Below are 24,874 nucleotides of genomic sequence, written 5' to 3' on the forward strand. Positions count from 1 at the left end.
ACTGCGAGGAGCGATGGCGACGAAGCCATCCATCTCTCCGCTTGCCGCCAGACGCCAGATGGATTGTTTCGCTCCGCTCGCAATGACGTCGTCAGGCTTACGCCCTGACCTCTTGGCGCTGGAACAGGACGTAGCCCGCGACGAACAGCACGATGGTGCAGGCGATCAGGCCGACCGTCTGCGGCCAGGCGATCATCACGCTCTGGCCGAACGGCAGCGGGGCGCCCATCACCGCACCTCGGATCTGGTCGAGGAACACCGGGCCGAGCGTGCGCGTGGTCGGCGACAGCACCGCCAGCATCGCCTCGCCGAACAGGTCATTCGGCGAGAAGCGTTGCAGCAGCTGGGTCCAGATCGCCGTGCCCGGCGTATCGAGCCCGAGGGCGGCAAAGCGCGGATCCGGCGGCACGATGGCCTGCGCAATCGCCGGCGCCAGCATCGGCCACAGCACGGTCAGGAACAGCCAGATGCCGAGCGCGACCAGCGCCGCGGTCGCCGGCGAGCGAAACACGATCGAAAGCAGCATCGCCAGCGACAGCCAGACGCCGGCATAGAAGACCGCGATCACCAGGAAGGCGAGCGAGCGGGCGATCTCCTCGCCGCCCGGCGGCACGCCGAGGAAGATCAGGCCGAGCCCGATCACCAGCAGCCACAGCGCCGTCAGGCTGATCGCGATGGTCGCGAGCCCGGCGAGATATTTGCCGAGCAGCAGGGCATCGCGGTAGATCGGCTGCGCCAGGATCCGCGACAACGTGCGCCGGTTGTGCTCGCTGTTGATCAGATCGAAGCCGAGCCCGATCGCCATCAGCGGGATCAGGAAGCCGAGGACGGCGACGAAGGACGGCAGCGGCGCCTGGCTCACGGTGAACAGGCGCAGCAGCAGGAATGGATCCTCCGCCGTGTTCTGGCGCAGTGCGACGATCGCCTCGTAGAGCGCCGCCATCGCGGTCAGCACGATCAGAAGCTCGAGCATCAGCATGCGGACGCTCGAGATGTTGTCCGACAGCTCCTTGACGAAGACCGCGCCAACGCCCTGGAATGCTGAACCTTCACGCCGCATCGCGCACGCCTCCTGATGGGATGGCCTGGAAGTAATGGGCGTAGATCGCCTCGAGGCTCGGCTCGTCGACCGAGAGCCGCCGCAAGGCGCCATTGGCCGCGACCACCGCGCGGGCCGCGTCGGCCCGCACGTCGCGGTCGGCGGTCATGCGGAAGCGGTCTTCCGCCAGCGTTTCGACATTGCCGACACCCGGGATCGCCGCCAGCCGCCGGGCAATCCCGGCACCGTCGGCCTCGACTTCGACGACGAAGCCCGCGCCCAGCACCTGCACCGAGAGCTCGGCCACCGAGCCCATCATCGCGATCTTGCCGGCACGGAACAGCGCGACGCGGTCGCAGACCCGCTGCACCTGATCGAGCATGTGCGACGACAGCAGCACGGTGATGCCCTCGGCCTTCAACTCCCTGATCAGATCGAGGAATTCGATCGTCGCCTGCGGGTCGAGGCCCGAGGTCGGTTCGTCGAGGATCGCGATCTCGGCGCGCTTGACGATGATCTCGGCAAGCCCGAGCCGCTGCCGCATGCCGCGCGAGAAGGTCGCGACCCGCTTGTCGGCGACATCGAGCAGACGCACACGGGTCAGCGCCGCCGCGATCCGCCGCGAACGTTCGGCCATCGCGAGTCCCATCAGCTTGGCGGCGTAGGCGAGGTTCTCCACCGCAGTCAGGTGGTCGTAGAAGCCGACGGCATCGGGCAGATAGCCGACCCGCCGCTTGACCTGCAACGGCTGCCGCGCCGGATCGAAGCCGAGTACGCTGACTCGGCCGGCCGAGATCTCGGTGAGCCCGAGCATCATCAGGATGGTCGTGGTCTTGCCGGCACCGTTCGGGCCGAGCAGCCCGAACACCTCGCCCTTGGCGATATCGAAGTTGATGGCGTCGACGACACTGGTCTTGCCGTAGCGCTTGGTGAGATCGCGCGCTGCGATAACGGCCTCCGGCCGCGCGGCAGCACTGTTGTTCTGCTGCGCGCTCATCGCCGTCCGAACCTCGCAACGGCACCCAGCATCAACAGCAGCGCGACGCCGATCACACCTGCGCCCGCCATGCCCCAGACAGTGGACGTACTGACGGTGACGCGGAACTGGCTCGATGCGGTCTCGCCGCGCGAGGTGGCGCGCACCGCGAGCTGGTAGTCGCCTGCGAGCGACTTGTCGCTCGGCGTCACCAGCGCCTGAACCTCGGTGTCCTTGCCCGGCACCAGCCGCTCGATCCTGGCGGGCTGGAACGTGACCTTCCAGCCGCTCGGCGCGGTTGCGGCGAGCTCGATATTGTCGGCCGGCGCGGTGCCGCTGTTGGTGACGACGACCGGGATCGTGCTCTGCTCGGCAGCGACGGCACGCGCGCTCAGCAGGCCATCACGGCCGGAGAGCTGAAGCTGCGGCTGGCCGGCGACGTCGAGCGCAACCTCGGTCTGCGCCGACGCATCCTCCGCATTGACCGTGACCTTGACCGGAAAATGTCCGGCATCGATCGCACTCGGCGGCCGCACCTTGAGCTTGATGTCCTTGGACTGTCCGGCATCGATCGGGATCGATGACAGTTCCTGGGTGCCGTAGGCCTCGGTGAACGAGGTCTCGAAATTTTGCGGCGCCGCCGCGGCAAAGCTTGCGACCAGGTTGCGGCCGCTGTCGTTCTTGATGGTCAGCGTGTACTCGAAGTTCGATTTCGGGCTGCCGCGCAATTCGGGAAGCTTCGACGACACCGTCAGTTTTGCCGGCAATTCCTTGGCGAGCGCGACCACGATCGGCAGCGTTGCCTCGCTGCCCTGCCCTTCGGCCTTCACCGTCAACGTCTGCTCGGCGAGCGACGCGTTGGCGGGCACGTCGAGCCGAAGCTGCAGCGGCACGCTGGAGTCGGGCGCCGGCATCGCGGCTGCGACCGGCTGACCGCCGCCGAGCAGCGTCGCGGTCCAGCCGCTCGGCACGCCCTCGACCGAAAGCTTATAGCGCTGCGGACCGAGATCGTAGTTCTGCAAACGCAGCGAGATGTTGGACGTGGTACCGGGTCTGACGGTGACGGCCGGATAATCCGTCATCATGTAGAGCCCCTTGATATCGTGAGGCGGCTCTGCGGCATGGGCCGAAGGAATGGCGAGGGGAACAGCAAGTCCGAAGGCGGCGACAAGGCGCGCGACATCGAGCGCTCGCATGGGCAAACACTCCTGCAAGAAGGGCCGGATTGGTTGATTTGACGCTGCGCGCTGATGGACATCGTGGCAGCGGCGCGACAGATCATCGCAACAATCGTGACGAAATCTCGGCGACGTAATTACAAATGAGTAATGCACGCGGTTTCGCGCGACGACCTTCGTCTAACGACGTTAGTCTAAAGTCCCTTGATGATCCCCGCGTCGATCAACAGGCGGTTGAAGCGGCGCGCCTCTGCGCCGTCCTTGCAGGAGTAGAACGCGCCGTTGCAGCGGAGCATGATCGCCTTCTGCTCCTCGAATGACGGATCGAGCGGAATGCCGGCGGCTTCCTGGATCACCAGCGGCAGATAGGCGGCATCGATCGTGTCCATCACCGCCGGGCTCTTCACCGGTTCGAAGTTGACGGCATCGATCGCGTAATAGGTCGCGTAGTAGCGCGGATCGTAATCCAACAGCTTCTTGCCGATGCCGGCCTCGTCCAGTTCGGGGTCGAGCAGTTGCGGCGAGAATTCCGGCTGATGATCGCCGTAGCGCACGATCAGGAACGGCTGCGCCGGAAACTTCTTCTTCAGCGCCGCGATGAAGCCGGCATAATCGTTGGCACTCATCGTCTGCCGGCGCAGATACTCGTCGATCGCCGGCGTATTGCCCGGCCGTTTCCACGCCGGCAGCAAATCGGGACGGAATTTCGTCTCCCACGGAAAATGGTTGGCGGCGAGATAGACGAAGGTGAACAGCGGCGTGCCCGATGTCTTCTGGTCCGCCATCAGCGTCAGCGCCTTGTCGTAGAAGAAGCTGTCGGGCTCGACATCCTTGGCATGCAGATCATGCGCATCGTAGAAATGCTGGATGCCGGCCGTGGTCTGGAAATTGCGCGCGCTCATGAAGGCGCCGAACGCCGGATAGAGCGACAGCGTATCGTAGCCGCAGCGGCGCAGCGCCAGCGGCAGGCCGCGTTCGACCCGACCGGATGCGATCCGGGTGACGAAATACGAAAACCGACCGAACGAGCGCGAGGACAGTCCCGCCAGCACGTTGTACTCGGTGAACCAGCTCGGCCCGCCATTGCTCTCGGCGAGGAATTTGCGCTCGATCCCGTCATAGGACTTGAACTGACTGCCATAGCCCGGCGGCACCTTGACGCCGGATGCGGCGCGGATGTCGAAGCTTGATTCATCATGGATCATGACGATGTTCGGCCGGCGTCCGGCGGGATGGCAGGCGTCGACCAGCGGCATCTTGAGCTGGTCGCTCGCTCTCGGATCCGACTCCATGAAACCATAGGCGACGAAGTCGGACACCGCGGTCACGCCGGAGCGCGCGAATTTCGACAGATAGCCGTCGTCGTAATAGCCGCGCCAGGCTTCGTCAGGCCAGGCGAAGGCATAGCCCGAGAGCGCGGCGGTGCAGGCAAGGCAGGCGGCCGCGGCCGGCAGGCGGCGGATGCGGAACGGATCGAGCCACCACAGCGCGTACATCAGCGGCAGCGTGACGAGGCCGGCGCCGATGATCGACCAGCGCAGGTTCGGGAAGATCGTAAGCAGGAACGCCGCGGTGTCGCGATCGATCACCATCAGGTCGACGAAGTTCGCGGTCATCTGCACCACGTCGTGCTTGAAGCGCGACAGCAGCACCAGCACCACGACCAGCGTCAGCGACAGCGCGCCCGACAGCGCCGGCCGGCGCAGCAGCGCGATGAACAGGCAGTTGAGGATTCCCCAGGTCAGCAGGAAGCAGAGCCGCGAGCCGAAATCGGTCTCGGTCCGCAGCATCAGGATCAGCGCGCCGAGATGCGGTGCGGCGACCGCCATCAACCGCCAGATGCCGATCGCGGCGAGACCGCCGGCGAGCGCGGCAACGGACGAGTTTTGCTGAGGCGCGGGCGCCATGGGCGGGACGCAATACTAGCCGGCGCAATGCCACGGCCTTGACTGGCAACGGCCAGGAGGCACACGGCACAGCCGGTGTCTGCACCATGTCATAAAACCGTAATTGAATCGTCATGAATGCGCAATGAATTTGCCCGCGCGGTGCACGCCGGGCTGGTGCGGCCTGCCTCAGACCTTCACCGCAGGCTTTGCAATGCCCGCAATGAAGAGGTCGACGATGTCAGCGGCCATCCGCTCGACCGCCGCTTCGCCGACACCCCAGCGCGGCAGATGCCCATCGATATGCATCCGCGCAAAGCCGTAGACCAGCGCGCGGCCGGCGACCTGGACCTGCTTCAGGTCGCGCGCCGCGAGCTGCCCCGCCGAAAAGGCCTCAGCCAGCGTGCGTTCGGTCAGGCCGATCAACTCGGCATTGTCGCTCGACACCCCGGCCGAGCGGTCGTGGTCGAAGAAGCGGCGGCTGGAGATGATCTCGAAATGGGTCGGGTTGTTCATCGCCCAGCGCAGATAGGCGATCCCGAGGCAGCGAAAACGGCCGAGCGGATCCGCCGGCGCATCGGCCAGCGCGGTCTCGATCTCGAAGCGGAAGCGGCGCTGCGCCTCCTCGGCCACCGCGTTCATCAGGGCATCGCGGCTCGGGAAATGCCGGAACGGGGCGCCGGGCGACACCCCGGCGCGGCGGGCGGCCTCGCGCACACTCACTGCCTCCGGCCCGCCCTCGCCGACCAGCTGCATGGTGGCGTCGATCAGGACCCGGCGAAGGTCGCCATGATGATAGGGCCTGGCCGCCGCCGCGCGCGCAGCGGCGCGACGCGGCTTGGCCGGACGGATGGATTGCGGTTTGGCGGGGCGGCGCATCGGCCCTGCTCTAGCATCACCCCCTTGTGAATGTAAGCGCCGATTACACGGATTGCCGCGCCGGCGACCGGCATGTAACTGGTGATTACATCTCGAGGGAGGCTGGATATGCGGATGCGTCATACCTGGTTCGAAGGCTGGCGGCTGTTCGCCCTGCTCACGCTGACCCTGATCGGGCTTTCGCTCTGGATCGCGGGGATGCGGCATTTCGAGGTCGAAGGCGTGCGGATGGTGATCCGGTTCACGGCACGGACCTCGCTGCTGTTGTTTTGCCTCGCCTTCTCCGCCGCGGCGCTGGCGCGGCTCTGGCCGAACGCCTGGACGCACTGGCAGCGGCGCAACCGCCGTTACCTCGGCGTCACCTTCGCAGCGTCACATGCCATCCATGCGGTCGCGATCGCCGCATTCGCAATGCTCGATCCGCCGGGTTTCGCGGCCGCGACCTCGATCGTGTCCTACATCTTCGGCGGCATCGGCTATCTCGTGATCGTCGCGCTCACCGCGACCTCGTTCCGGCCCAGCGCAGCGTTGCTCGGCCAGCACGCCTGGCGCAGGCTGCATCTCGTCGGCGGCTATTATCTGCTGGCGCAGTTCATGATCTCGTTCGGCAAGCGGATTCCCGAGATGCCGTCCTATGCGCTGTTCCTGCTGCCGCTCGCTGCCGTGTTCGCGCTCAGGATGATCAGCATGGCCGCGCGGCCCGCGCCACGTCAGGCACAGGCGAGCTAAGGATCAGGCCACCTTAAACGAGGTGAAACTTGCGGCCGAGCCGGCGATGAACCGACAGCACCGCGCGGTCGACATCGCTGATCAGGCTGTCGCCGAGCACCACATTCGGAATCTCCCAGTTGCGCCCGATCTGCGCATCGGGCAGCGCGGCGACCGCCGGCACCCGCGCGGTCTCGCAGCCGGGTTGGGCGCGCAGCGCCTCATCCGCAAGCTGGGTCAGTTCGTCCTGGCTCTTTCCGTCAGACATGACGTGGGTCCTGACTCCGGAAGATGGCTCACTGATGGCCAAGTTATCGGTCTCATGATGGTCTCGCCTTTCATCTTGCCTGTCCTCGACGGCGCCTCGGGGCGACGCAATAGCGCGAACGCGCCGCCTCGATCGATATTTTCGCCGGTGCGCTGCGCGCATCGTCCTAAATAATCTCTTAAATGTATCGGCCACAGCGGCGGCGTCCAAACCGCGAATTGAATCATGTCCGGTCGCGGCTCGTTAAGGATGCGATGCACCCGTATTTGCACCGGGTTCCACCTTAACGCAGGTGTAACACCGCGCCCTGCATGGTGTGCAGGCAGGTGTCATTCAACAAAAACAAGGTTGCCCATCGATGGCGCAACAGGCGTCACAATCGATTATTGCCGAACTCGAGGATGCGGTCCGGGACGGGACGTCGGCCAAGCGCGTGCAGACGCTGCGGCAGGTCACCGATCTGTTCCTGAACGACGGCGACCGCCTCAACGATGAACAGGTCAAGGTGTTCGACGACGTGTTGTGCCTCTTGGTCGCGCGCGTCGAGACGCGTGCGCGCGCCGAGCTCAGCAAGCGGCTCGCGCCGCTCGACTATGCGCCGTTTGAGGTGATTCAGCATCTGGCCTGGGACGACGACATCGGCGTCGCAGGCGAGGTCCTGACCCACTCCAGCCGCCTCTCCAACGCCGCGTTGCGCGAGATCGCCAGCAGCAAGGGCCAGGACCATCTGTACGCGATCTCGGCGCGGGAAAACTTGCCCGCTTCGGTCACCGACGTGATCATAGATCGCGGCGAGGACAAGGTGATCCGCCGCCTCGCCAAGAATGCCGGCGCCGAGTTCTCCGAGAACGGTTATTCCAGCATCGTCGCGCGCGCCGAAGGCGACGACGAACTGGTCGAGATCCTCGGGCTGCGCATCGACATTCCGGCCAAGCTGCTGCGCGACCTGCTGCAACGTGCCAAGGATACCGTGCGCGCCCGCCTGCTCGCGATCGCCTCCGCCCCGGGCGCGCGAGGAGATCAGCCAGGTGCTGAACGACATCGCGCAGGAGGAGGCCGCGGCCCCGCGCCGCAACTACGGCATCGCCGAAGAGCTGGTCAAGCTGATGAAGCAGCTCAACGAGCTCGACGATGCGGCAGTCTACAAATTCGCCGAACAGGGCAAGTTCGACGAGGTCACGGTTTCGCTCGCCGTGCTCAACGACATGCCGATCGCGATGATCGAACGCCTGATGCTCGGGCTTCGCTCCGACCTGCTGCTGATCCCGTGCCGCTCGGCGCGGCTCAACTGGCCGACGGTCGAAACCATCCTGCGCAAGCGGCCGCTGCCGCATGCCATTGACCATGCGACGCTGGAGATCGCGCACCGCGATTACCGGCGGCTGTCGCTGGAAACCGCGCAGCGCACGGTGCGGTTCTGGCAGCTGCACAACAGGATCGAGAAGCAGCCGATGGCGGCCGGTTAGCCGCCGCTCGCGTTTCATGACAAAGAAAAAGGGTGGGCAACGCGCCCACCCTTTTTCATTTGATGCGTCCGCGAGATTCCGGGTTCGGTCCTGCGGACCGCCCCGGAATGACAGGCTTCGCCTGTCAGTTCTTGCTCTTGTCGACCAGGGCGCCCTTCTTGATCCAGGGCATCATGTCGCGCAGCTTGGCGCCGACTTCCTCGATCGGATGGGCGGCGAGCTTGGCGCGGGTCGCCTTGAACGAGGTCTGGTTGACCTTGTTCTCCAGCATCCAGTCGCGGGCGAACTTGCCGCCCTGGATGTCGGCCAGCACGCGCTTCATCTCCGCCTTGGTCTCGGCCGTGACGATGCGCGGACCGGTGACGTACTCGCCGTATTCGGCGGTGTTGGAGATCGAGTAGTTCATGTTGGCGATGCCGCCTTCATAGATCAGGTCGACGATCAGCTTCACTTCGTGCAGGCACTCGAAATAGGCCATCTCGGGCGCGTAGCCGGCCTCGACCAGCGTCTCGTAGCCGCCCTTGATCAGTTCGACCAGGCCGCCGCAGAGCACCACCTGCTCGCCGAACAGGTCGGTCTCGCACTCTTCCTTGAATGTGGTCTCGATGATGCCGGCGCGGCCGCCGCCGATCGCCGAGGCGTAGCTGAGGCCGAGGTCATGGGCGTTGCCCGACGAATCCTTGGCGATCGCGATCAGACAGGGCACGCCGCCGCCACGCTGATATTCCGAGCGCACGGTGTGGCCCGGGCCCTTCGGCGCGATCATCAGCACGTCGAGGTCGGCGCGCGGATCGAGCAGGTTGAAGTGCACGTTGAGGCCGTGGGCGAAGACCAGCGCCGCGCCCTTCTTCATGTTGTCGTGCAGGTGTTCGCGATAGATGTCGCCCTGCAATTCGTCCGGGGTCAGCATCATGACGAGGTCGGCCCACTTGGCGGCTTCGGCAACTTCCATCACCTTGAAGCCGGCGTTCTCGGCCTTCTTGGCCGAGGCCGAACCCTTGCGCAGCGCGATCGCCACGTCCTTGACGCCCGAATCCTTCAGGTTGAGCGCGTGGGCGTGGCCCTGGCTGCCATAGCCGACGATGGCGACCTTTTTGCCCTTGATCAGGTTCAGGTCGGCATCGCGATCGTAGTAAACTCGCATCGTGGTTTCCTCGTTTGAAGGGGGCCAAAATCGGCCGATGAATCAGGCTTTCGGAAGGTCAGAACCGCCGGACGCCCGCGAATTTCCGGCGTTGTCTAGAGCATTTTCCCCCTCAGGGGAAACCCTCATCTCGCATGGCGCGGTGCGGCATCATGCGTCCATGAAGACCGGGTAGAGCGAGGCCAAGAGCAGGATGGCCATGACGACGTTGAAGGCACGGATCGCCCGGGTCGAGGTCAGGACCGGCCGCAGGGCGGTGCCGAACAGGGCCCAGACGATGCAGGAGACCGTTCCCAGGATCAGGCTCAGGCCGACCTGGATCGCGATGTTCCAGGGAAAGGCGGCAATCGCGGCATAGGCCGTGATGGTGCCGATCACCATCACCCAGCCCTTGGCATTGATCCACTGGAACATGGCCGCGCCCCAGAAAGTCATCGGGCCGCGGCCGGACTCGTCATCGCCGTCCGCCGAGGGCGGCGCGGCCATGGCGATGACGGCGGCGAGATAGACCAGATAGGCCACGCCGCCATATTTGAGGATCGTCTGCAGCACCGGATAGGCGATGAAGACCGCGCCGAGCCCGACGCCCACCGCGCCGACCATGAAGGCGAAGCCCACCGTGATGCCGGCAATGTGCGGCACCGTGCGGCGGAAGCCGTAAGTCAGCCCCGACGACAGCAGCATGATGTTGTTGGGGCCCGGCGTGAAGAACATCACGACGGCGAACACGATAAAGGCGAGCAGCAGCGAATTCGACATGGTGCCCTCACGCGACCTTCGGCAGCGCATTTGGCCGCTTCGACAGCAGCATCACGGCAATGCCGGCGATCACCGTGACCATGCCGGCGAGCCGCAGCGGCCCGAAGCTCTCACCGAACACGATGCTGGAGGCGGCGGAGCCGACGAACGGCACCAATAGCGCGAACGGCACCACCTGCGCCGCCGGATAATCCCGCAGCAAGCGGCCCCACAGCCAATAGGCGATGCTGGTCGAGATGCCGCCGAGGCAGAGCACGCAGATCAGCCCGGTCAGCGACATGTGGCTCAGCGCCTGCCAGGTCGGCTGCGGGCCGTTGCTGATCAGGGTCAGCACCGCGAGCGGCACGGCGGCCGACAGGCACAGCCAGGCAAACAGGTCGAACATCGGCGCGGCGTGCGCCTGCCGCAGCAACAGATTGCCGATCGCGAAGCTGATCGGACAGACCATCAGAATGACAAAGGCCGAGACGCTGAAATCGTAACCGACCGTGCCGCAGATCATCAGCAAGCCGAACGCGGCGATCGCGACCCCGATCGCCTGCGTCCGCGTCGGCATCTCGCCGAACGCGATCGCAGCGAACGCAATGGTGAACAGCGCCTGGCTCTGCACGACCACGCTGGAGAGGCCAACCGGCACGCCATGCGCGATCGCGAAGGCCTGCGCGAGGAACTGGCCGAGGAACAACGTGAAGCTGATCGCGATCAGCAGCGGCCAGGACACGCCGGGTTTGCGCAGGAACAGGCACGGCAGCGCGGCGACGGCGAAGCGCAGCGTCGTCATCAGCTCCGGCGAGAACTCGTCGAGCGCGATCCGGCTCGCGACGAACGCAAGTCCCCAGATCACCGCGACCATGACGGCGATGCCAACATCGGCCGGCTTCATTGTTGTTCTTCTTTTGCTTCCGTTTCGCTACGTCGGTCGGGATCAGATCTGTTCATCCGGCTTCGGCTTGCGCAGCAGATAGGTGCCGTGCAGCGGCGCGTGATAGTCGGCGGCGACCAGCGTGAAGCCGGTCTCGGTCAGCATGCGCTCCATCACCCAGCCGAAGGTCGAGTACTCGTCGCGCATGTGGGTCATCACGCTTTCGCGCTCGAAATCGTGGTTCTTGATCGAGAAATCGGCCCAGCCCTCGACGTCGCGATCGACGCCGTCGGGCATGCTGACGAACACCATGTCGCGCAGATAGAAGTTCGCGCCGGGCTTCAGCGCGTTGAATATCCGCGACAGCGCCACGGCCTTCCAGAAATCCGGCAGATGGTGCAGCGTGAACTCGCTGACGATCAGATCGTAGGAGTTCGGCTGATAGGCAAAGGACAACAAGCCGGCCGGCTGGGTCCGGATCTTCGCCTTGCGGTCGCGCGCGTAGATTTCGGCCAGCCCGATCATCGCCGGCGAGATGTCGATGGCGTCGACCTCGGCGCCCATCAGCGCCGCCTCGGTCGCCAGCACGCCGTTGCCGCAGCCGATATCGGCGATCCGCCAGCCCGGCTTGACGCCAAGCATGATCAGCGCCTGACGGGCGCGGACGTCGCTGTCCTCGCTGACGTCATAGATCGAGGCCACCGCGGTATCGAGGCCGACCTGCCGCCGTTGCGTGTAGTACCAGTCGCGCGCCAACATTGTTCACATCCCTTCCGGCCCACGCGTGATCGCGGCCACCCCGGTTCGTGACACCTCGACCAGCCCGAGCGGGCGCATCAGGTCGATGAACTGACTGATCTTGGACGAATTGCCCGTGATCTCGAACACGAAGCTCTCGGTCGTGGCATCGATCACCCGGGCGCGGAACGCATCCGCCAGCCGCAGCGCCTCGACGCGGTGATCGCCGCCGCCCCGCACCTTGACCATCGCAAGCTCGCGCTCGATCGAACTGCCGGTCAGCGTCATGTCGACGACGCGGTAGACCGGGATCATGCGGTCGAGCTGATGCTTGATCTGCTGGATCACCATCGGCGTGCCGGTCGTGACGATGGTGATCCGCGAGAGATGTTTCTGGCTCTCGGTCTCCGAGACGGTGAGGCTTTCGATGTTGTAGCCCCGGCCGGAGAACAGCCCGATCACGCGCGCGAGCACGCCGGGCTCGTTCTGCACCAGGACGGACAGCGTGTGGGTCTCGTTCGGGTCGTGACGCTCTTCGAGGAAATAGGCGGATGCGGGCTGGTTCATGGTCGTCCCCTTACATTCTGTTCACGCCACCGCCCGCTGGGCGGCCGGCGGAGCATCCGTCCCGATCCAGGTCCGGAACAGATCGAAATCGATATTGCCGCCGCTCAGGATCAGGCCGACCCGCTTGCCGGCGAGCCTGGCCTTTTCCTGCAGCGCGGCTGCAAGCGCCGCAGCACCCGCGCCCTCGGCGAGATTGTGGGTGTCGGTCCAGTAGGCGCGGATCGCCTGTCCGACCTCGTCGTCGGTAACCTGCACGATGCGCGAGGCGCCCTTCTGGATCAGCGCGAACGCCTCCGCGTCCGGAATCCGCGTCGCCATGCCGTCGGCCAGCGTGTTGCTGGTCGCGGTGGTCACGATCTTTCCGGCCGCAAACGACAGCGCGTAGGACGGCGCTTCGGTCGACTGCACGCCGACGATCTCGGTCTTCAGGCCGAGCAGGTCACGCGCCATGATGCAGCCTGAGATGCCGGAGCCCTGCCCGATCGGCACGTAGAGAATGTCGAGGTCGGGCGCCGATCGGAACAGTTCGAGCGCGTAGGTCGCAACACCCAGCACCAGGTCGGTGTGGAACGACGGCACCATGTGCAGGCCGGCGAACTGGGCGCGGCGCTCGGCCTCCTCGCGCGCGGCCTGGAAGTCCTCGCCATGCTCGACGAGCTCGGCGCCGAACGCGTGCATGGCACGGTTCTTCTCGACCGAGTTGCCGCGCGGCACGTAGATGGTCGCCGGCACGCCGTGACGGCCCGCGGCAAACGCCAGGCTCTGGCCGTGATTGCCGCGTGTCGCCGAGATGATGCCGGGCACGTCTGGCCGCTCGCGCTTCAGCCGCTCGAGATAGACCAGGCCGCCGCGCACCTTGAAGGCGCCGGTCGGCGTGTGGTTCTCATGCTTAACCACGACCTCGGTGCCGAGCCGCTCGGCCAGCAACGGCCACGCATATGCCGGCGTCGCCGGCACCGCGGCGCCGACGATCCTGTGCGCGCGCTCGAGCTCGTTGAGGTCAAACATCTTGGCTTCCGGTCGTTCCGCTCTTTCTATCGTCATCCCCGCGAAAGCGGGGAGGTGGATTCACACTCGAAGTGCAACACTTGAGAGAAGGCCTCGAGAGGGGTTTGGAAGTCAAGGCATTTGCGCGGGGTGTTGTTGTAGGCGTTGATCGACTGGCGGAGGCGGCGCGTCGGGAAGGTCGCGAGATCGGTTTTGCGTGGAATGAAGCGGCGCATCCGACCGATCGCATTCTCGATGCCGCCCTTCTGCCAGGGCGCGTGCGGATCGCAGAAGAAGGTCTCGATCGCGAGGCGGTGCAGCTCCAGGTGACAGGCGAACTCGGTCCCATTGTCGAAGGTAACGGTCTGGCACAGGCCTTCCGGCAAGGCAGCAAACAAGCGGACGAGATGACGGGCGATACCGCGCGCGAGCTTGCTGGCGATGCGGATGCCGAGCAGCAGGCGCGAGGTGCGCTCGTGCACGGTCAGGATCGCCTGACCGTATTTGGAGAACATCATCAGGTCGGCTTCCCAATGACCGGGGGCATTGCGATCGGCGGCCTCGATAGGCCGTTTGTTCAAGGAAACACGGCCTTCTATGAAGCTTGCGGGACTGCCGCCCTTCTTGCCGCGGTAGCCGCGTTTGCTCTTGCCGCGTGGCAGATAACGCCGCCAGCTGAAGTCCGAGGTGCGCCGGATCTGGGCGTATATGAAGCGGTAGATGGTCTCGTGGGAGATCACCTTGCGGCCGTGTTCGCGGGCCAGCCGGCCCGCGACCTGCTCGGGCGACCAGCCCCGACCAAGGCGCTCCAAGACCGCGCGGCGCAGGCCGGGCTCCCGTTCGAGGCGTACGCCCGTCCAGCGCCGCGCTCGCATCTGTTGCTGGGCATAGCTGGGTTTGTAGCCGACCTGGGCGCCAGAATTGCGGTTCAGCTCCCGAGAGATCGTTGATGGCGAGCGATCCAGAGCTGCCGCGATTTGCCGCACCGAGCTGCCATTGGCTGAAAGCCGGGCAATCTCGCATCGCTCGTCCAGGGATAGCTGCTCGTAACTCCGCCCCATCGCAACACCTCCTCAAGGAAGTGTTGCACTTCGTTTGTGAACTCAGGGGATGCAGTATTCCAGAAACGCCCGAGAGCAATCGAGCTGCCGCGGCGTACTGGATCGCCCGGTCAAGCCGGGCGATGACGCTAGAGTTTGTGTCGTACATCATCACACCAGCGCCTTGCCGCCGGAGAACGCCTTCGCGGTCGCCTCGTCGGTGGCTTCTTCCGGCAGCAGCATCTCGTTGTGCGCCTTGCCCGACGGGATCATCGGGAAGCAGTTCTCGAGCGCCGCGACGCGGCAGTCGAACAGCACCGGACGCTTGATCGAGATCATCTCCTTGATCGCGCCGTCGAGATCGGACGGCTTGGTCGCCTGCAGCCCGACGCAGCCATAGGCGTCGGCGAGCTTGACGAAGTCCGGCAGCGCCTCCGAATACGAGTGCGACAGGCGGTTGCCGTGCAGCAGCTGCTGCCACTGCCGCACCATGCCCATGTACTGGTTGTTCAGGATGAATATCTTGATCGGCAGATCGAACTGCACCGCCGTCGACATCTCCTGGATCGTCATCTGCACCGACGCGTCGCCGGCGATGTCGATCACCAGACTGTCCGGATGCGCCACCTGGACGCCGACCGCGGCCGGCAGGCCGTAGCCCATGGTGCCGAGCCCGCCCGAGGTCATCCAGCGGTGCGGCTCCTCGAAGCCGAAGAACTGCGCCGCCCACATCTGGTGCTGGCCGACCTCGGTCGTGATGTAGGTGTCCTTGCCGCGGGTCAGCTCGAACAGGCGCTGGATCGCGTATTGCGGCAGGATGATATCGTTGTTCTTGCGGTACGACAGCGAGTTGCGCGCACGCCATTGCGCGATCTGCTGCCACCACGCCTTGATGTCCGGCTTCCTGGCTTCCGCCTTGAACACCTGCAACAGGTCGCCGAGCACATTGCCGCAGTCACCGATGATCGGCACGTCGACGCGGATGTTCTTGTTGATCGAGGACGGATCGATGTCGATGTGGATCTTCTTGGAACCGGGCGAGAACGCGTCGGTGCGGCCGGTGATGCGGTCGTCGAAGCGCGCGCCGACGCACAGCATGACGTCGCAATCATGCATGGTCATGTTGGCCTCGTAGGTGCCGTGCATGCCCAGCATGCCGAGCCAGTTCGGCCCCGATGCCGGATAGGCGCCGAGCCCCATCAGGGTCGAGGTGATCGGAAAGCCGGTCGCCTCCACCAGCTGGCGCAGCAGCTGCGAGGCCTCGGGACCGGAATTGATCACGCCGCCGCCGGAATAGATCACGGGACGCCTGGCGTTGGCGAGCATCGCCACCGCCTTGCGGATCTGGGTCGCATCGCCCTTGACGCGCGGCGTGTAGGAGATGTGCACGTCGGATTTGCGCGGCGGATGATAGGTGCCGGTGGCGAACTGCACGTCCTTCGGCACGTCGACCACGACCGGGCCGGGCCGGCCGGTGGTGGCGACATAGAAGGCCTCGTGCAGCACCCTGGCGAGGTCGTTGACGTCGCGAACCAGCCAGTTGTGCTTGGTGGCGGGCCGCGTGATGCCGACGGTGTCGCACTCCTGGAAGGCGTCATTGCCGATCAGATGGGTCGGCACCTGGCCGGTGATGCAGACCAGCGGGATCGAATCCATCAGCGCGTCGGTCAGCGGCGTCACCATGTTGGTGGCGCCGGGCCCCGACGTCACTAGCACCACCCCGGGCTTGCCGGTCGAGCGGGCGTAACCTTCGGCGGCGTGGCCGGCGCCCTGCTCGTGGCGGACCAGGATGTGCTCGACCTCGCTCTGCTGGAAGATCTCGTCGTAGATCGGAAGCACCGCACCGCCGGGATAGCCGAAGACATGCTGCACGCCGTGATCGATGAGCGCGCGCACGATCATCGCGGCGCCGGTCATCTGATTGGGATCGTGGCTCTTGTCGGTCATGGTTCGCTCCGGATGCGCTTGTTTTTGCGCGGCTTTTGTCAGTTCTCGTCAGGTCGGCTTCAGGCAATAAAAAGGGGCCCCAGAGGCCCCATGCACACCGCCCGAATTTGGATGGCCGCTAGCCATCCCCGGCGGTGTGCCTGGGTACGACGGCGATAAGCAGTTTGGTAATAATGTTGCGCACGAGACGACCCAGTCTTCCCAAAGGTTGCGCGAACATAGCGGCCAAAGCCCGAATGTCAAGGCAAGGCAAGCACTTTCGCGATTTTTGAAGTGTAACGGGGTTCCGGCCCTTCGGCGAGTGTTTTTGCGCTGGCGAACGCGCATGGCTGACGGGCGTGTGGCGGCGTGAGGCCTCTTGTAGCCCGGATGGAGCGCAGCGAAATCCGGGGCGAGCGCTTCCTGGGGTAAGATTCCCCGGATTGCGCTTCGCTCCATCCGGGCTACCGGATCCGTCCTTGCAGCCACGCCGTCGCCGCCTCCGGCGCCACCCATTCGAATTCCGGCAGCTGGTGGCGAAACCAGGTGAACTGGCGCTTAGCGTAATGGCGGGTATCGGCCCGTCCGATCTCGGCGGCCTCCTCCCGGCTGATCTCCCCCCTGAGGTGCCGGATCAGCGCCGGCACGCCATGGGCCTTCATCGCCGGCAGCAGCGGATCGAGCCCGCGCTCGGCCAGCGCCGCGACCTCGTTAAGCGCCCCCGCATCGAGCATCGTGCCGAACCGGGCGTCGATCCGGGCATAGAGCTGCGCGCGGTCCGGCGCGAGGAACAGCGCATGGAATTCACCAGGCGGCAGCAGCGGCGGCAGACCCTCACGATGCCAGTCCGGCAAAGGCCGGCCGGTGGCCTCGACGACCTCGAGCGCCCGGGCGATGCGGGTGCGGTCGCGCGGCTTCAGCCGTTCGGCCGACACCGGATCGCGCGCGGCGAGCTCGGCATGCAGCGCCTCGACGCCGTGCTGCTCCAGCCTTGCGCGGACATCGTCGCGCACAGTGGAGGGAATCGGCGGCACCGCCGACAGGCCGCGCGTCAGCGCCTTGAAATACAGGCCGGAGCCGCCGATGAATATCGGCAGGCGCTTGTCCGCACGCGCCTCGCCGAGCGCCTTGGTCGCATCCGCCACCCAGGCGCCGGCGGAGAAATTCACGCCGGCGTCGACTTGGCCGTAGAGCCGGTGCGGAACCAGCGCCTCTTCGCTCACGGTCGGCCGCGCCGTGATGATGCGGAGGTCGCGATAGACCTGCATCGAGTCGGTGTTGATCACAACCCCGCCGGTCCGCTGCGCGAGCGCTAGCGCCAGCGCCGACTTGCCGCTGGCGGTCGGCCCTGCGATAAGCACTGCCTTGTCCAACAATCCCGAATCCGCCTGCATGTCCCTCGTTGCCACGCTGATCTGCAATCCTGCAAGCCCCGCGCTCGACTCCACCATCGTCGACGGCGCGCGGGCCGCGCTGCCCTCACCCGGCCCGGCGCAGTGGCTGTTCAACGAGGTCGCCGTCGACATCCCGTTCGAGAGCCCGAATTCCGACGGCGAGGCCAGCCGGGACGACATCAAGGCCGTCGAAGCGCGGCTGCGCCAGGCCCGTGGCGACCTGCCGATCGACATTGTCGTGCAGCCTCGGATCGGCCGGCGCAAGAAGCTTTTTCTGGCCGACATGGATTCCACCATGATCGGCCAGGAGTGCATCGACGAACTCGCCGACTTCGCCGGGCTGAAGGCCCATGTCGCCGCCATCACCGAGCGGGCGATGCGCGGCGAGATCGAGTTCGAGCCGGCGCTGCGCGAGCGCGTGGCGCTGCTCAAGGGCTTGCCGGTCAGCGTCGTCGACGAGGTGCTCGACAAACGCATCACGCTGACGCCGGGCGGCCGCGAGCTGGCCATGACCATGCGCGCGCACGGCGCCTATACCTGCCTCATCTCGGGCGGCTTCACCCTGTTCACCCAGGTGGTCGCGGCCAAGGTCGGCTTCCAGGAGAACCGCGCCAACCGGTTGCAGGTCGCGAACGGCGAGCTGACCGGCGAAGTGGTCGAGCCGATCCTCGGCCGCGCCACCAAGCTCGCCACCCTGATCGAGCTCACCGAATCCTTCGACCTCGACGATATCGACACGCTGGTGGTGGGCGACGGCGCCAACGATCTCGGCATGATCCAGGCCGCGGGCCTCGGCGTCGCCTATCACGCCAAGCCGGCGGTCGCGGCCGCCGCTGCGGTCCGGATCGACCACGGCGATCTCACCGCGCTGCTGTATGCGCAGGGCTATCGGCGGGATGAGTTCGTGGCGTGATAAGGCTCATGCAGCCTGTCGTCCCCCGCGAAAGCGGGGGACCCAGTATTCCAGAGACGTCGATGGAAGATGGCGAGGCCGCGACGTACTGGATCCCCCGCTTTCGCGGGGGATGACACCCTATGAGTGAGGCGCCGCTCTGCCTTACTGCACACCCAACGCGACGAAGCGCAGTTCGCCGTCGCCATTGGAGACCAGCAGCAGCACGGACTTCTTGCCGTCCTTTTTCAGCTGGTCGACGCGCTTCTTGATATCGGCGGCACTGGCCACCGCCTCCTGCGCCACCTCGACGATGACGTCGCCGGCCGACAGCCGCTTCTCGGCAGCATCGGAGGCATTGTCGACGCCGGTGACGACGACGCCCTTCACGCTGTCCTTGATCTTGTATTTGGTGCGCAGGTCCTTGCTCAGCGCCGCCAGGTCGAGACCGAGCGCCTTCTGGGTCACCGGCTTCTCGGCAGTGTCGTCCTTCGGCTTGGCGTTGGCCTGCTGGACCTTGTCGGTGTCCTCGAGCCGGCCGAGCGTGACTTTGCGGGTCTCCTCATTGCCCTTGCGGATGATGACGACGTCGACTTCCTTGCCGACCGCGGTGTCGGCGACGATGCGCGACAGATCCTTCGGGTCCTTGACGTCCTTGCCGTCGAACTTGACCACGACGTCGCCGGGCTCGATTCCGGCCGGCTTGGCCGGCCCCTTGTCGTCGATGCCGGCCACCAGCGCGCCACGCGCCGGCTTGATGTTGAGGCTGTCGGCGATCTCGTCGGTGACCTGCTGGATGCGCACACCGAGCCAGCCGCGGCGCAGCTCGCCGAACTTCTGCAACTGGTCGACGACGCCGGCCACCGTCTTCGACGGCACCGCAAAGCCGAGGCCGATCGAGCCGCCGGTCGGAGAGATGATCAGCGTATTGACGCCGATCACCTCGCCGTCGAGGTTGAACAGCGGACCGCCGGAATTGCCGCGATTGATTGCGGCGTCGGTCTGGATGTAGCTGTCATACGGACCCTGGCTGATATCGCGGTTCTTGGCCGAGACGATGCCCGCGGTCACCGTGCCGCCGAGGCTGAACGGATTGCCGATCGCGACCACCCAGTCGCCGAGGCGGATCTTGTCGCTGTCACCGAACTTGACCGCAGTCAGCGGCTTCGGCGGCTTGAACTTCAGCACCGCAAGGTCGGTCTTCTTGTCGACGCCGACCAGCTCGGCCTTGATCTTGGTGCCGTCGTTGAGGATGACGTTGATCTCGTCGGCGTCGGCGATGACGTGATTGTTGGTGACGACGATCCCCGCGGTGTCGACGATGAAGCCCGAGCCGAGCGAGTTGGTCTTGCGCGGCTGGAACTCGCCGCCCTTCTCACCGCCCTTGCCGGGCGGCCCGCGGCGGTTCTTGAAGAAATCGTCGAAGAATTCCTCGAACGGCGAGCCCGGCGGCAGCTGCGGCATCGCGCCGCCGCTCTTGGCCTCGATGGTCTGCGAGGTCGAGATATTGACGACGGCGTCGATCACCTTCTCGGCGATGTCCGCGATGCCCTCGGGTCCGCGCGCGAACGCCGGCACGGAGCTCAGCATGCTCGCAGCACCGATCGAGATCGCGGCCCCCATCATGCGGAGGCGGCGGCTCAGGGCTGGTCTGACAGCGATCATGTCGGAGTTTCTCCAGGCAAACGGGTTCAAACTAGCTCGTTAGAGAGTGCGCCCGAACGGGCATATGGCGCAAGCATCTCAGCCGGGCATTTCGGCGAAAAACCGGCGGCGCGAGGCTCACGATTATGTTGATTCCGGCGCGATCTGCCCGGCGGAACAGGCAATGTTCAGCGCCGCACCACCCAGATCAGGATAAGCCCGGCGACCGCCGAGCCGATGCCGACGATCCGCAGGATGTTGTCGGGTGTGGCGAGCGCGCTTTTCATCGCCCGGCGCATCCAGGCAGGGCTTGCCGCGAACAGGATGCCTTCGAGCACGAACAGGATTCCCAACCCGATGAGGAAGTCGCCGAACGCTATTGACCTCATCGGATGGCAACCTCCCCGCACGATGTTGTTATTCTTGAAACGGCAGCGACGCGTTGTCCGCGTCGCTGCCAAGCCGTGATATTCAAGGCGCTACGTTCAAGTCGTGACGTTACTGTTTCGCCGCGGCGGCCGCCTCAGGCGGCTTGCCGCTGGCACTGCCGAAGTATTTGAAGAATTCCGAGTCCGGCCGCAACAGGAAACGCGTGTCGTTGGGCTTGAGGCCGTTCTCATAGGCCGTCATCGAACGATAGAACGCGAAGAAGTCCTTGTCCTTGCCGTAGGCTTCGGCGAACAGGCGGTTGCGCTCGGCATCGCCGGCACCGCGGGTCTGATCCGCTGCCGAGTTCGCCTCGGCGACGATCACGGTCGCTTCGCGGTCGGCCTTGGAACGGATTTCCTGCGCCTTCTGGTCGCCCTGGGCACGGAACTCGGCCGCCTCGCGCTGGCGCTCGGTCTTCATCCGGTCATAGACCGCCTGACTGTTCTGCTCCGGCAGGTCGGCGCGGCGGATCCGGACGTCGACAACCTCGATGCCGTAGCCGTCGGCTTCCTTGTCGAGCTGCTCGCGGATCCGCGACATCAGCTTTTCGCGTTCGTCACGCACCACCGTGATGAAGTTGACCTCGCCGAGCACGCGGCGCAGCGCCGCGTTCAAGAGCGTGGTCAACTGCAAATTGGCGGCCTGGATCGACCCGACGCTGGTGTAGTAGCGCAGCGCATTCTTGATGCGATAGCGCGCAAAGGCGTCGACCACGAGTCGCTTCTGGTCGGAGGCGATCACTTCCTGCGACGGATTTTCGAGATCGAGGATGCGCTTGTCGACATTGATCACCGAATTCCACGGCGCCTTGAAGTGCAGGCCGGGATCGGTGACGACCTCGACCGGCTCGCCGAACCGCAGCACGATGGTCTGCTCGGTCTGCTGCACGGTGAACACCGAGCTGTAGCCGACGGCAAGAACGATGAAGAGAACGATCAGGGACAGGATGCCGGTGACGGGGGACCTCATCGGGTGGCTCCCTGCTGGCCGGTCGTGGTCGGCGGTGCCGGCGGACGCTTCGTCGTCAGCTCGCCGAGCGGAAGATAGGGCACGATGTTCTGGCCCTGGCCGCCGTCGTAAACCAGCTTCTCGGAGCCGCCGAGCACTTTTTCCATGGTCTCCAGATAGATGCGCTCGCGCGTCACGTCGGGTGCCTTCTTGTACTCGTCATAGACCTTGAGGAAGCGCGCGCTCTGGCCCTTGGCCTCGGCGACCGCCTGCTCCTTGTAGCCTTCGGCGGCCTGCTGGATCTGCGCGGCACGGCCGCGCGCTTCCGGCACGATCCGGTTGGCGTAGGTCTGCGCCTCGTTCTGCTTGCGCTCGAGGTCGGCGCGCGCCGCCTGCACGTCGCGGAACGCGTCGATCACCTGCGCCGGCGGATCGACCTTCTGCATCTGCACCTGCGTGATCTGGATGCCCGCATTGTAGGTATCGAGCGTCTTCTGCATCAGCTCCTGGACGTTCTGCTCGGTGACGTTGCGCGCCCCGGTCAGGATCGGCTGGATCTGCGAACGGCCGATCACCTCGCGCATCGCGCTTTCGGCAACCGCCTTCACGGTGCCTTCCGGATTCTGGATGTTGAACAGATACGCGCCGGCCCCGCCCGGCTTGATGCGCCAGAGCACGGTGAAGTCGACGTCGACGATGTTTTCGTCGCCGGTCAGCATCAGGCTCTCTTCCGGCACGTCGCGCATGGTGCGGCCGCGCCGTGCGGGATCGTCGATCAGGGTCATGCCGATCGAGATCGTGTTGACGCGCAGCGCCTTCGGCAGCAGCACCGTCTCGATCGGATATGGCAGGTGGTAGCGCAGGCCCGGCTGCGCATCGCGGTCATACTTGCCGAAGCGCATGACGACGCCGAGCTCCTCGGACTGGACGCGGAAGATGCCGGTCGCAAACCAGATTGCGAGCGCAGCAACCAGCACCAGCGCGATGCCCATGCCGCTGAAATGGCCGCCGGGCAGCCACTGCTGGAGGCGGTCCTGGCCGCGCCGCAGCAGATCCTCAAGATCCGGCGGCCTCGGCCCGGCTGACTGCGGACCCGTGCCCCACGGCCCTTTCGGACCCGAGCCCCATGGCCCCCCGCCTTGATTTTTCCACGGCATCAAACATCTCCTCGGCAAGCCCGGACGGGACGCCCCGGCTCGAATGTCCGGCCCGGTTATAGGGGACCGTCAGGGCCCTTACAACGCAAGCTTCCTGGCCGGACGAGCTATGCGCCGGGGCATAATTGTCAATGCAAACATTGGTTAACGTTGGCCGCGCCGACGATATGTCACATAGGAGAAGTCGACGCTGTCGTCCGGGCCTGCCGGATTCCGCACGCGCGCGACCTCCTCCCACACGTTGGTGTCGATCTTGCCGAACCGTGTATCGCCGTCAGGCCGGGCGTGGACCTCGGTGATCTCCAGGCGATCGGCCGTGCCCATCCATTGCGCATAGATCTCCGCGCCCCCGATGATCGCGATTTCAGTGGCGAAACGCCGCAGCGCGTCACCAAGCGCAATTGCACGCGCGTTCTCGAACGAGTTCGTGACGATGGCGCCGCGCGCGCGATAATTCGGATCGCGCGTCACCACGATGTTGGTGCGGCCCGGCAGCGGCCTGGGCAGGGATTCGAACGTCTTGCGTCCCATCACGATCGGCTTGTTCAGCGTGATCGCCTTCAAGCGCCGCAGGTCCGATTTCAGCCGCCACGGAATTGCGTTGTTGTTTCCGATCACGCCGTTCTCGGCGACCGCGACGACGAGCACGACTTCCATCAGCGCGGCCCTTCCGCAAGCGCCGACAGCGCCGCGCCGGAGACGCGGCAAATCGTCCACTCGTCCATCATCTCGGCACCGAGCGACTTGTAGAACGCGATCGACGGCGCGTTCCAGTCGAGCACCGCCCATTGCAGGCGTGACCAGCGATTGGCGAGACATTGCTTGGCCAGATGCACCAGCAGCGCCTTGCCGATGCCCTTGCCGCGCAGCGCCGGACGCACGAACAGGTCTTCGAGATAGATGCCGTGGCGGCCGGCGAAGGTCGAGAAATTGACGAACCAGACGGCGAAGCCGGCCGGCTCGCCGTTCCATTCCGCGATGTCGCAATAAAGCCGCGGGCTGGCGCCGAACAGCGCCTCGGCGATATCGGCCTCGCTGGCATGGACCTCGTGCAGGAGCTTTTCGTAGTCGGCGAGCTCGCGGACCAGCGAGAACACCAGTCCGGCCTCATCGGGCCTCGCACGGCGGATGGTCAGCGACATCAGACCGCGACTTCGGCCTTGATGTGCGGATGCGGGTCGTAGCCTTCGAGTTTGAAGTCCTCGTAGCGGAACGCGAAGATATCCTTCACGTCAGGGTTGATCGCCATCGTCGGCAGCGGCCGCGTCGGCCGCGTCAATTGCAGGCGCGCCTGCTCGAGATGGTTCGAGTAGAGATGCGCATCGCCGAGCGAGTGCACGAAATCGCCGGGCTTCAGTCCGGTCACCTGCGCGACCATCATGGTCAGGAGCGCATAGGAGGCGATGTTGAAGGGCACGCCGAGGAAGACGTCGGCCGAGCGCTGATAGAGCTGGCAGGAGAGCTTGCCGTTGGCCACATAGAACTGGAACAGGCAGTGGCACGGCGGCAGCGCCATCTTGTCCACCTCGGCCGGATTCCAGGCGCTGACGATCAGCCGCCGCGAATCCGGGTTGCGCTTGATCATCTCGATCACGTTCGAAATCTGGTCGATGCTGCGGCCATCGGGCGCGGGCCAGGAGCGCCATTGCGACCCGTAGACCGGGCCGAGATCGCCATTGGCGTCGGCCCATTCGTCCCAGATCGTGACGCCGTTGTCGTTGAGATATTTGATGTTGGTGTCGCCGGCGAGGAACCAGAGCAGCTCGTGCACGATCGCCTTCAGCGGCAGCCGCTTGGTGGTCAGCATCGGGAAGCCGGCCGACAGGTTGAAGCGCATCTGGTGGCCGAAGATCGACAGCGTGCCGGTGCCGGTGCGGTCGTGCTTCTCCGCACCATCGGCGAGGATGCGTTCGAGCAGGTCGTGATACTGGTTCATGACAGGTTCTTGGCGGTCTTTTCGGAGCTTCGAGAGAACGGCGAATGTAGC

25 protein-coding genes and 1 pseudogene are annotated in these 24,874 nt (G+C 65.4%); 4 read left to right on the forward strand and 22 right to left on the reverse strand.

Going from position 1 to position 24,874, the window contains the following annotated elements; all coding sequences use genetic code 11:
* Window positions 1-97: 97 nt before the first annotated feature.
* The 5 genes from ACVMB0_RS34285 to ACVMB0_RS34305 form a co-directional block, all read right to left on the reverse strand.
* Window positions 98-1,060 (reverse strand): ABC transporter permease, encoded by a 963-nt coding sequence (locus tag ACVMB0_RS34285; RefSeq protein ID WP_456753444.1) that lies wholly within the window; start codon window positions 1,058-1,060, stop codon window positions 98-100.
* On the reverse strand, window positions 1,050-2,036 hold the full coding sequence (locus ACVMB0_RS34290) for an ABC transporter ATP-binding protein (protein WP_461349019.1): 987 nt from the start codon (window positions 2,034-2,036) through the stop codon (window positions 1,050-1,052). The genes ACVMB0_RS34285 and ACVMB0_RS34290 overlap by 11 nt, the downstream gene beginning before the upstream one ends.
* The gene (locus ACVMB0_RS34295) at window positions 2,033-3,211 is read right to left on the reverse strand and encodes a COG1470 family protein (protein ID WP_461349020.1); all 1,179 of its coding nucleotides are present in this window, start codon (window positions 3,209-3,211) and stop codon (window positions 2,033-2,035) included. Before ACVMB0_RS34295 ends, ACVMB0_RS34290 begins: the two co-directional genes overlap by 4 nt.
* A 176-nt stretch (window positions 3,212-3,387) precedes the next feature.
* Window positions 3,388-5,100 carry a sulfatase-like hydrolase/transferase gene (locus ACVMB0_RS34300; RefSeq protein WP_456797806.1) on the reverse strand — a complete coding sequence of 571 codons (1,713 nt, stop codon included), beginning with the start codon at window positions 5,098-5,100 and terminating at the stop codon, window positions 3,388-3,390.
* Between the two features lie 168 nt (window positions 5,101-5,268).
* Window positions 5,269-5,958 (reverse strand): TetR/AcrR family transcriptional regulator, encoded by a 690-nt coding sequence (locus tag ACVMB0_RS34305; protein WP_461349021.1) that lies wholly within the window; start codon window positions 5,956-5,958, stop codon window positions 5,269-5,271.
* Between the two features lie 108 nt (window positions 5,959-6,066).
* Between ACVMB0_RS34305 and ACVMB0_RS34310 the strand changes: the two genes are divergently transcribed.
* The gene (locus tag ACVMB0_RS34310) at window positions 6,067-6,687 is read left to right on the forward strand and encodes a hypothetical protein (protein WP_456753439.1); all 621 of its coding nucleotides are present in this window, start codon (window positions 6,067-6,069) and stop codon (window positions 6,685-6,687) included.
* A 13-nt stretch (window positions 6,688-6,700) separates the two neighbouring features.
* Here ACVMB0_RS34310 and ACVMB0_RS34315 read toward each other — a convergent pair whose 3' ends face one another.
* Entirely contained in the window at window positions 6,701-6,934 is a 234-nt protein-coding gene (locus ACVMB0_RS34315; protein ID WP_456753438.1) for a hypothetical protein, read from the reverse strand.
* A gap of 358 nt (window positions 6,935-7,292) precedes the next feature.
* On the opposite strand from ACVMB0_RS34315, the pseudogene ACVMB0_RS34320 reads away from it, so the two are divergent.
* Together ACVMB0_RS34320 and ACVMB0_RS34325 are read left to right on the forward strand one after the other, a co-directional pair.
* Window positions 7,293-7,856, forward strand: a pseudogene (locus ACVMB0_RS34320) (DUF2336 domain-containing protein); the annotation flags it as partial.
* 106 nt (window positions 7,857-7,962) lie between these two features.
* Window positions 7,963-8,400 (forward strand): DUF2336 domain-containing protein, encoded by a 438-nt coding sequence (locus ACVMB0_RS34325; protein WP_461349022.1) that lies wholly within the window; start codon window positions 7,963-7,965, stop codon window positions 8,398-8,400.
* 124 nt (window positions 8,401-8,524) lie between these two features.
* Here ACVMB0_RS34325 and ilvC read toward each other — a convergent pair whose 3' ends face one another.
* The 9 genes from ilvC to miaA all read right to left on the reverse strand — a co-directional run bounded on the left by ilvC (window position 8,525) and on the right by miaA (window position 17,817).
* Window positions 8,525-9,544, reverse strand: coding sequence for a ketol-acid reductoisomerase (gene ilvC, locus ACVMB0_RS34330; protein ID WP_050401884.1), 1,020 nt, complete (start codon window positions 9,542-9,544; stop codon window positions 8,525-8,527).
* Window positions 9,545-9,694: 150 nt separating this feature from the next.
* Complete coding sequence (locus ACVMB0_RS34335) at window positions 9,695-10,303, reverse strand: LysE family translocator (RefSeq protein WP_456753436.1); 609 nt, start codon at window positions 10,301-10,303, stop codon at window positions 9,695-9,697.
* 7 nt (window positions 10,304-10,310) lie between these two features.
* On the reverse strand, window positions 10,311-11,186 hold the full coding sequence (locus tag ACVMB0_RS34340) for an EamA family transporter (RefSeq protein WP_461349023.1): 876 nt from the start codon (window positions 11,184-11,186) through the stop codon (window positions 10,311-10,313).
* Between the two features lie 42 nt (window positions 11,187-11,228).
* On the reverse strand, window positions 11,229-11,924 hold the full coding sequence (locus ACVMB0_RS34345; protein ID WP_456753434.1) for a class I SAM-dependent methyltransferase: 696 nt from the start codon (window positions 11,922-11,924) through the stop codon (window positions 11,229-11,231).
* A 3-nt stretch (window positions 11,925-11,927) separates the two neighbouring features.
* Window positions 11,928-12,470 carry an acetolactate synthase small subunit gene (ilvN, locus tag ACVMB0_RS34350; RefSeq protein ID WP_016841057.1) on the reverse strand — a complete coding sequence of 181 codons (543 nt, stop codon included), beginning with the start codon at window positions 12,468-12,470 and terminating at the stop codon, window positions 11,928-11,930.
* Window positions 12,471-12,491: 21 nt separating this feature from the next.
* Window positions 12,492-13,478, reverse strand: a complete 987-nt coding sequence (locus ACVMB0_RS34355) for a threonine dehydratase (protein ID WP_461349024.1) — start codon at window positions 13,476-13,478, stop codon at window positions 12,492-12,494.
* Between the two features lie 32 nt (window positions 13,479-13,510).
* Window positions 13,511-14,518, reverse strand: coding sequence for an IS30 family transposase (locus ACVMB0_RS34360; RefSeq protein ID WP_461349025.1), 1,008 nt, complete (start codon window positions 14,516-14,518; stop codon window positions 13,511-13,513).
* Window positions 14,519-14,668: 150 nt separating this feature from the next.
* A complete protein-coding gene (locus tag ACVMB0_RS34365) occupies window positions 14,669-16,444 on the reverse strand; it encodes an acetolactate synthase 3 large subunit (RefSeq protein WP_461349026.1) in 1,776 nt (591 codons plus the stop codon).
* 443 nt (window positions 16,445-16,887) lie between these two features.
* A complete protein-coding gene (miaA, locus tag ACVMB0_RS34370) occupies window positions 16,888-17,817 on the reverse strand; it encodes a tRNA (adenosine(37)-N6)-dimethylallyltransferase MiaA (protein ID WP_456753431.1) in 930 nt (309 codons plus the stop codon).
* On the opposite strand from miaA, the gene serB reads away from it, so the two are divergent.
* The gene (serB, locus tag ACVMB0_RS34375) at window positions 17,816-18,730 is read left to right on the forward strand and encodes a phosphoserine phosphatase SerB (protein ID WP_461349027.1); all 915 of its coding nucleotides are present in this window, start codon (window positions 17,816-17,818) and stop codon (window positions 18,728-18,730) included. The genes miaA and serB overlap by 2 nt on opposite strands.
* 144 nt (window positions 18,731-18,874) lie before the next feature.
* Here serB and ACVMB0_RS34380 read toward each other — a convergent pair whose 3' ends face one another.
* The 7 genes from ACVMB0_RS34380 to ACVMB0_RS34410 all read right to left on the reverse strand — a co-directional run bounded on the left by ACVMB0_RS34380 (window position 18,875) and on the right by ACVMB0_RS34410 (window position 24,823).
* Window positions 18,875-20,374 (reverse strand): Do family serine endopeptidase, encoded by a 1,500-nt coding sequence (locus tag ACVMB0_RS34380; RefSeq protein ID WP_461349028.1) that lies wholly within the window; start codon window positions 20,372-20,374, stop codon window positions 18,875-18,877.
* Window positions 20,375-20,541: 167 nt separating this feature from the next.
* Window positions 20,542-20,742: a DUF2065 domain-containing protein gene (locus ACVMB0_RS34385; protein WP_050628416.1), complete on the reverse strand. Its 201-nt coding sequence runs from the start codon at window positions 20,740-20,742 to the stop codon at window positions 20,542-20,544.
* Window positions 20,743-20,851: 109 nt separating this feature from the next.
* Window positions 20,852-21,751 (reverse strand): protease modulator HflC, encoded by a 900-nt coding sequence (gene hflC, locus ACVMB0_RS34390; RefSeq protein WP_456753427.1) that lies wholly within the window; start codon window positions 21,749-21,751, stop codon window positions 20,852-20,854.
* On the reverse strand, window positions 21,748-22,887 hold the full coding sequence (hflK, locus tag ACVMB0_RS34395; protein WP_456753426.1) for an FtsH protease activity modulator HflK: 1,140 nt from the start codon (window positions 22,885-22,887) through the stop codon (window positions 21,748-21,750). Before hflK ends, hflC begins: the two co-directional genes overlap by 4 nt.
* A gap of 144 nt (window positions 22,888-23,031) precedes the next feature.
* Window positions 23,032-23,544, reverse strand: a complete 513-nt coding sequence (locus ACVMB0_RS34400) for a dihydrofolate reductase (protein WP_461349029.1) — start codon at window positions 23,542-23,544, stop codon at window positions 23,032-23,034.
* Window positions 23,544-24,029, reverse strand: coding sequence for a GNAT family N-acetyltransferase (locus ACVMB0_RS34405; RefSeq protein WP_461349030.1), 486 nt, complete (start codon window positions 24,027-24,029; stop codon window positions 23,544-23,546). The genes ACVMB0_RS34400 and ACVMB0_RS34405 overlap by 1 nt, the downstream gene beginning before the upstream one ends.
* On the reverse strand, window positions 24,029-24,823 hold the full coding sequence (locus ACVMB0_RS34410; RefSeq protein ID WP_456753423.1) for a thymidylate synthase: 795 nt from the start codon (window positions 24,821-24,823) through the stop codon (window positions 24,029-24,031). The genes ACVMB0_RS34405 and ACVMB0_RS34410 overlap by 1 nt, the downstream gene beginning before the upstream one ends.
* Between the last annotated feature and the right edge of the window lie 51 nt (window positions 24,824-24,874).

This window comes from Bradyrhizobium sp. USDA 4451, assembly GCF_054822585.1.

Excerpts from the sequence above, each read along its gene's own strand:
- ACVMB0_RS34285 (WP_456753444.1), bottom strand. The coding sequence starts at position 1,060 with ATGCGGCGTGAAGGTTCAGCATTCCAGGGCGTTGGCGCGGTCTTCGTC.
- ACVMB0_RS34290 (WP_461349019.1), bottom strand. The coding sequence starts at position 2,036 with ATGAGCGCGCAGCAGAACAACAGTGCTGCCGCGCGGCCGGAGGCCGTT.
- ACVMB0_RS34295 (WP_461349020.1), bottom strand. The coding sequence starts at position 3,211 with ATGCGAGCGCTCGATGTCGCGCGCCTTGTCGCCGCCTTCGGACTTGCT.
- ACVMB0_RS34300 (WP_456797806.1), bottom strand. The coding sequence starts at position 5,100 with ATGGCGCCCGCGCCTCAGCAAAACTCGTCCGTTGCCGCGCTCGCCGGC.
- ACVMB0_RS34305 (WP_461349021.1), bottom strand. The coding sequence starts at position 5,958 with ATGCGCCGCCCCGCCAAACCGCAATCCATCCGTCCGGCCAAGCCGCGT.
- ACVMB0_RS34310 (WP_456753439.1), top strand. The coding sequence starts at position 6,067 with ATGCGGATGCGTCATACCTGGTTCGAAGGCTGGCGGCTGTTCGCCCTG.
- ACVMB0_RS34315 (WP_456753438.1), bottom strand. The coding sequence starts at position 6,934 with ATGTCTGACGGAAAGAGCCAGGACGAACTGACCCAGCTTGCGGATGAG.
- ilvC (WP_050401884.1), bottom strand. The coding sequence starts at position 9,544 with ATGCGAGTTTACTACGATCGCGATGCCGACCTGAACCTGATCAAGGGC.
- ACVMB0_RS34335 (WP_456753436.1), bottom strand. The coding sequence starts at position 10,303 with ATGTCGAATTCGCTGCTGCTCGCCTTTATCGTGTTCGCCGTCGTGATG.
- ACVMB0_RS34340 (WP_461349023.1), bottom strand. The coding sequence starts at position 11,186 with ATGAAGCCGGCCGATGTTGGCATCGCCGTCATGGTCGCGGTGATCTGG.
- ACVMB0_RS34345 (WP_456753434.1), bottom strand. The coding sequence starts at position 11,924 with ATGTTGGCGCGCGACTGGTACTACACGCAACGGCGGCAGGTCGGCCTC.
- ilvN (WP_016841057.1), bottom strand. The coding sequence starts at position 12,470 with ATGAACCAGCCCGCATCCGCCTATTTCCTCGAAGAGCGTCACGACCCG.
- ACVMB0_RS34355 (WP_461349024.1), bottom strand. The coding sequence starts at position 13,478 with ATGTTTGACCTCAACGAGCTCGAGCGCGCGCACAGGATCGTCGGCGCC.
- ACVMB0_RS34360 (WP_461349025.1), bottom strand. The coding sequence starts at position 14,518 with ATGGGGCGGAGTTACGAGCAGCTATCCCTGGACGAGCGATGCGAGATT.
- ACVMB0_RS34365 (WP_461349026.1), bottom strand. The coding sequence starts at position 16,444 with ATGACCGACAAGAGCCACGATCCCAATCAGATGACCGGCGCCGCGATG.
- serB (WP_461349027.1), top strand. The coding sequence starts at position 17,816 with ATGTCCCTCGTTGCCACGCTGATCTGCAATCCTGCAAGCCCCGCGCTC.
- miaA (WP_456753431.1), bottom strand. The coding sequence starts at position 17,817 with ATGCAGGCGGATTCGGGATTGTTGGACAAGGCAGTGCTTATCGCAGGG.
- ACVMB0_RS34380 (WP_461349028.1), bottom strand. The coding sequence starts at position 20,374 with ATGATCGCTGTCAGACCAGCCCTGAGCCGCCGCCTCCGCATGATGGGG.
- ACVMB0_RS34385 (WP_050628416.1), bottom strand. The coding sequence starts at position 20,742 with ATGAGGTCAATAGCGTTCGGCGACTTCCTCATCGGGTTGGGAATCCTG.
- hflC (WP_456753427.1), bottom strand. The coding sequence starts at position 21,751 with ATGAGGTCCCCCGTCACCGGCATCCTGTCCCTGATCGTTCTCTTCATC.
- hflK (WP_456753426.1), bottom strand. The coding sequence starts at position 22,887 with ATGCCGTGGAAAAATCAAGGCGGGGGGCCATGGGGCTCGGGTCCGAAA.
- ACVMB0_RS34400 (WP_461349029.1), bottom strand. The coding sequence starts at position 23,544 with ATGGAAGTCGTGCTCGTCGTCGCGGTCGCCGAGAACGGCGTGATCGGA.
- ACVMB0_RS34405 (WP_461349030.1), bottom strand. The coding sequence starts at position 24,029 with ATGTCGCTGACCATCCGCCGTGCGAGGCCCGATGAGGCCGGACTGGTG.
- ACVMB0_RS34410 (WP_456753423.1), bottom strand. The coding sequence starts at position 24,823 with ATGAACCAGTATCACGACCTGCTCGAACGCATCCTCGCCGATGGTGCG.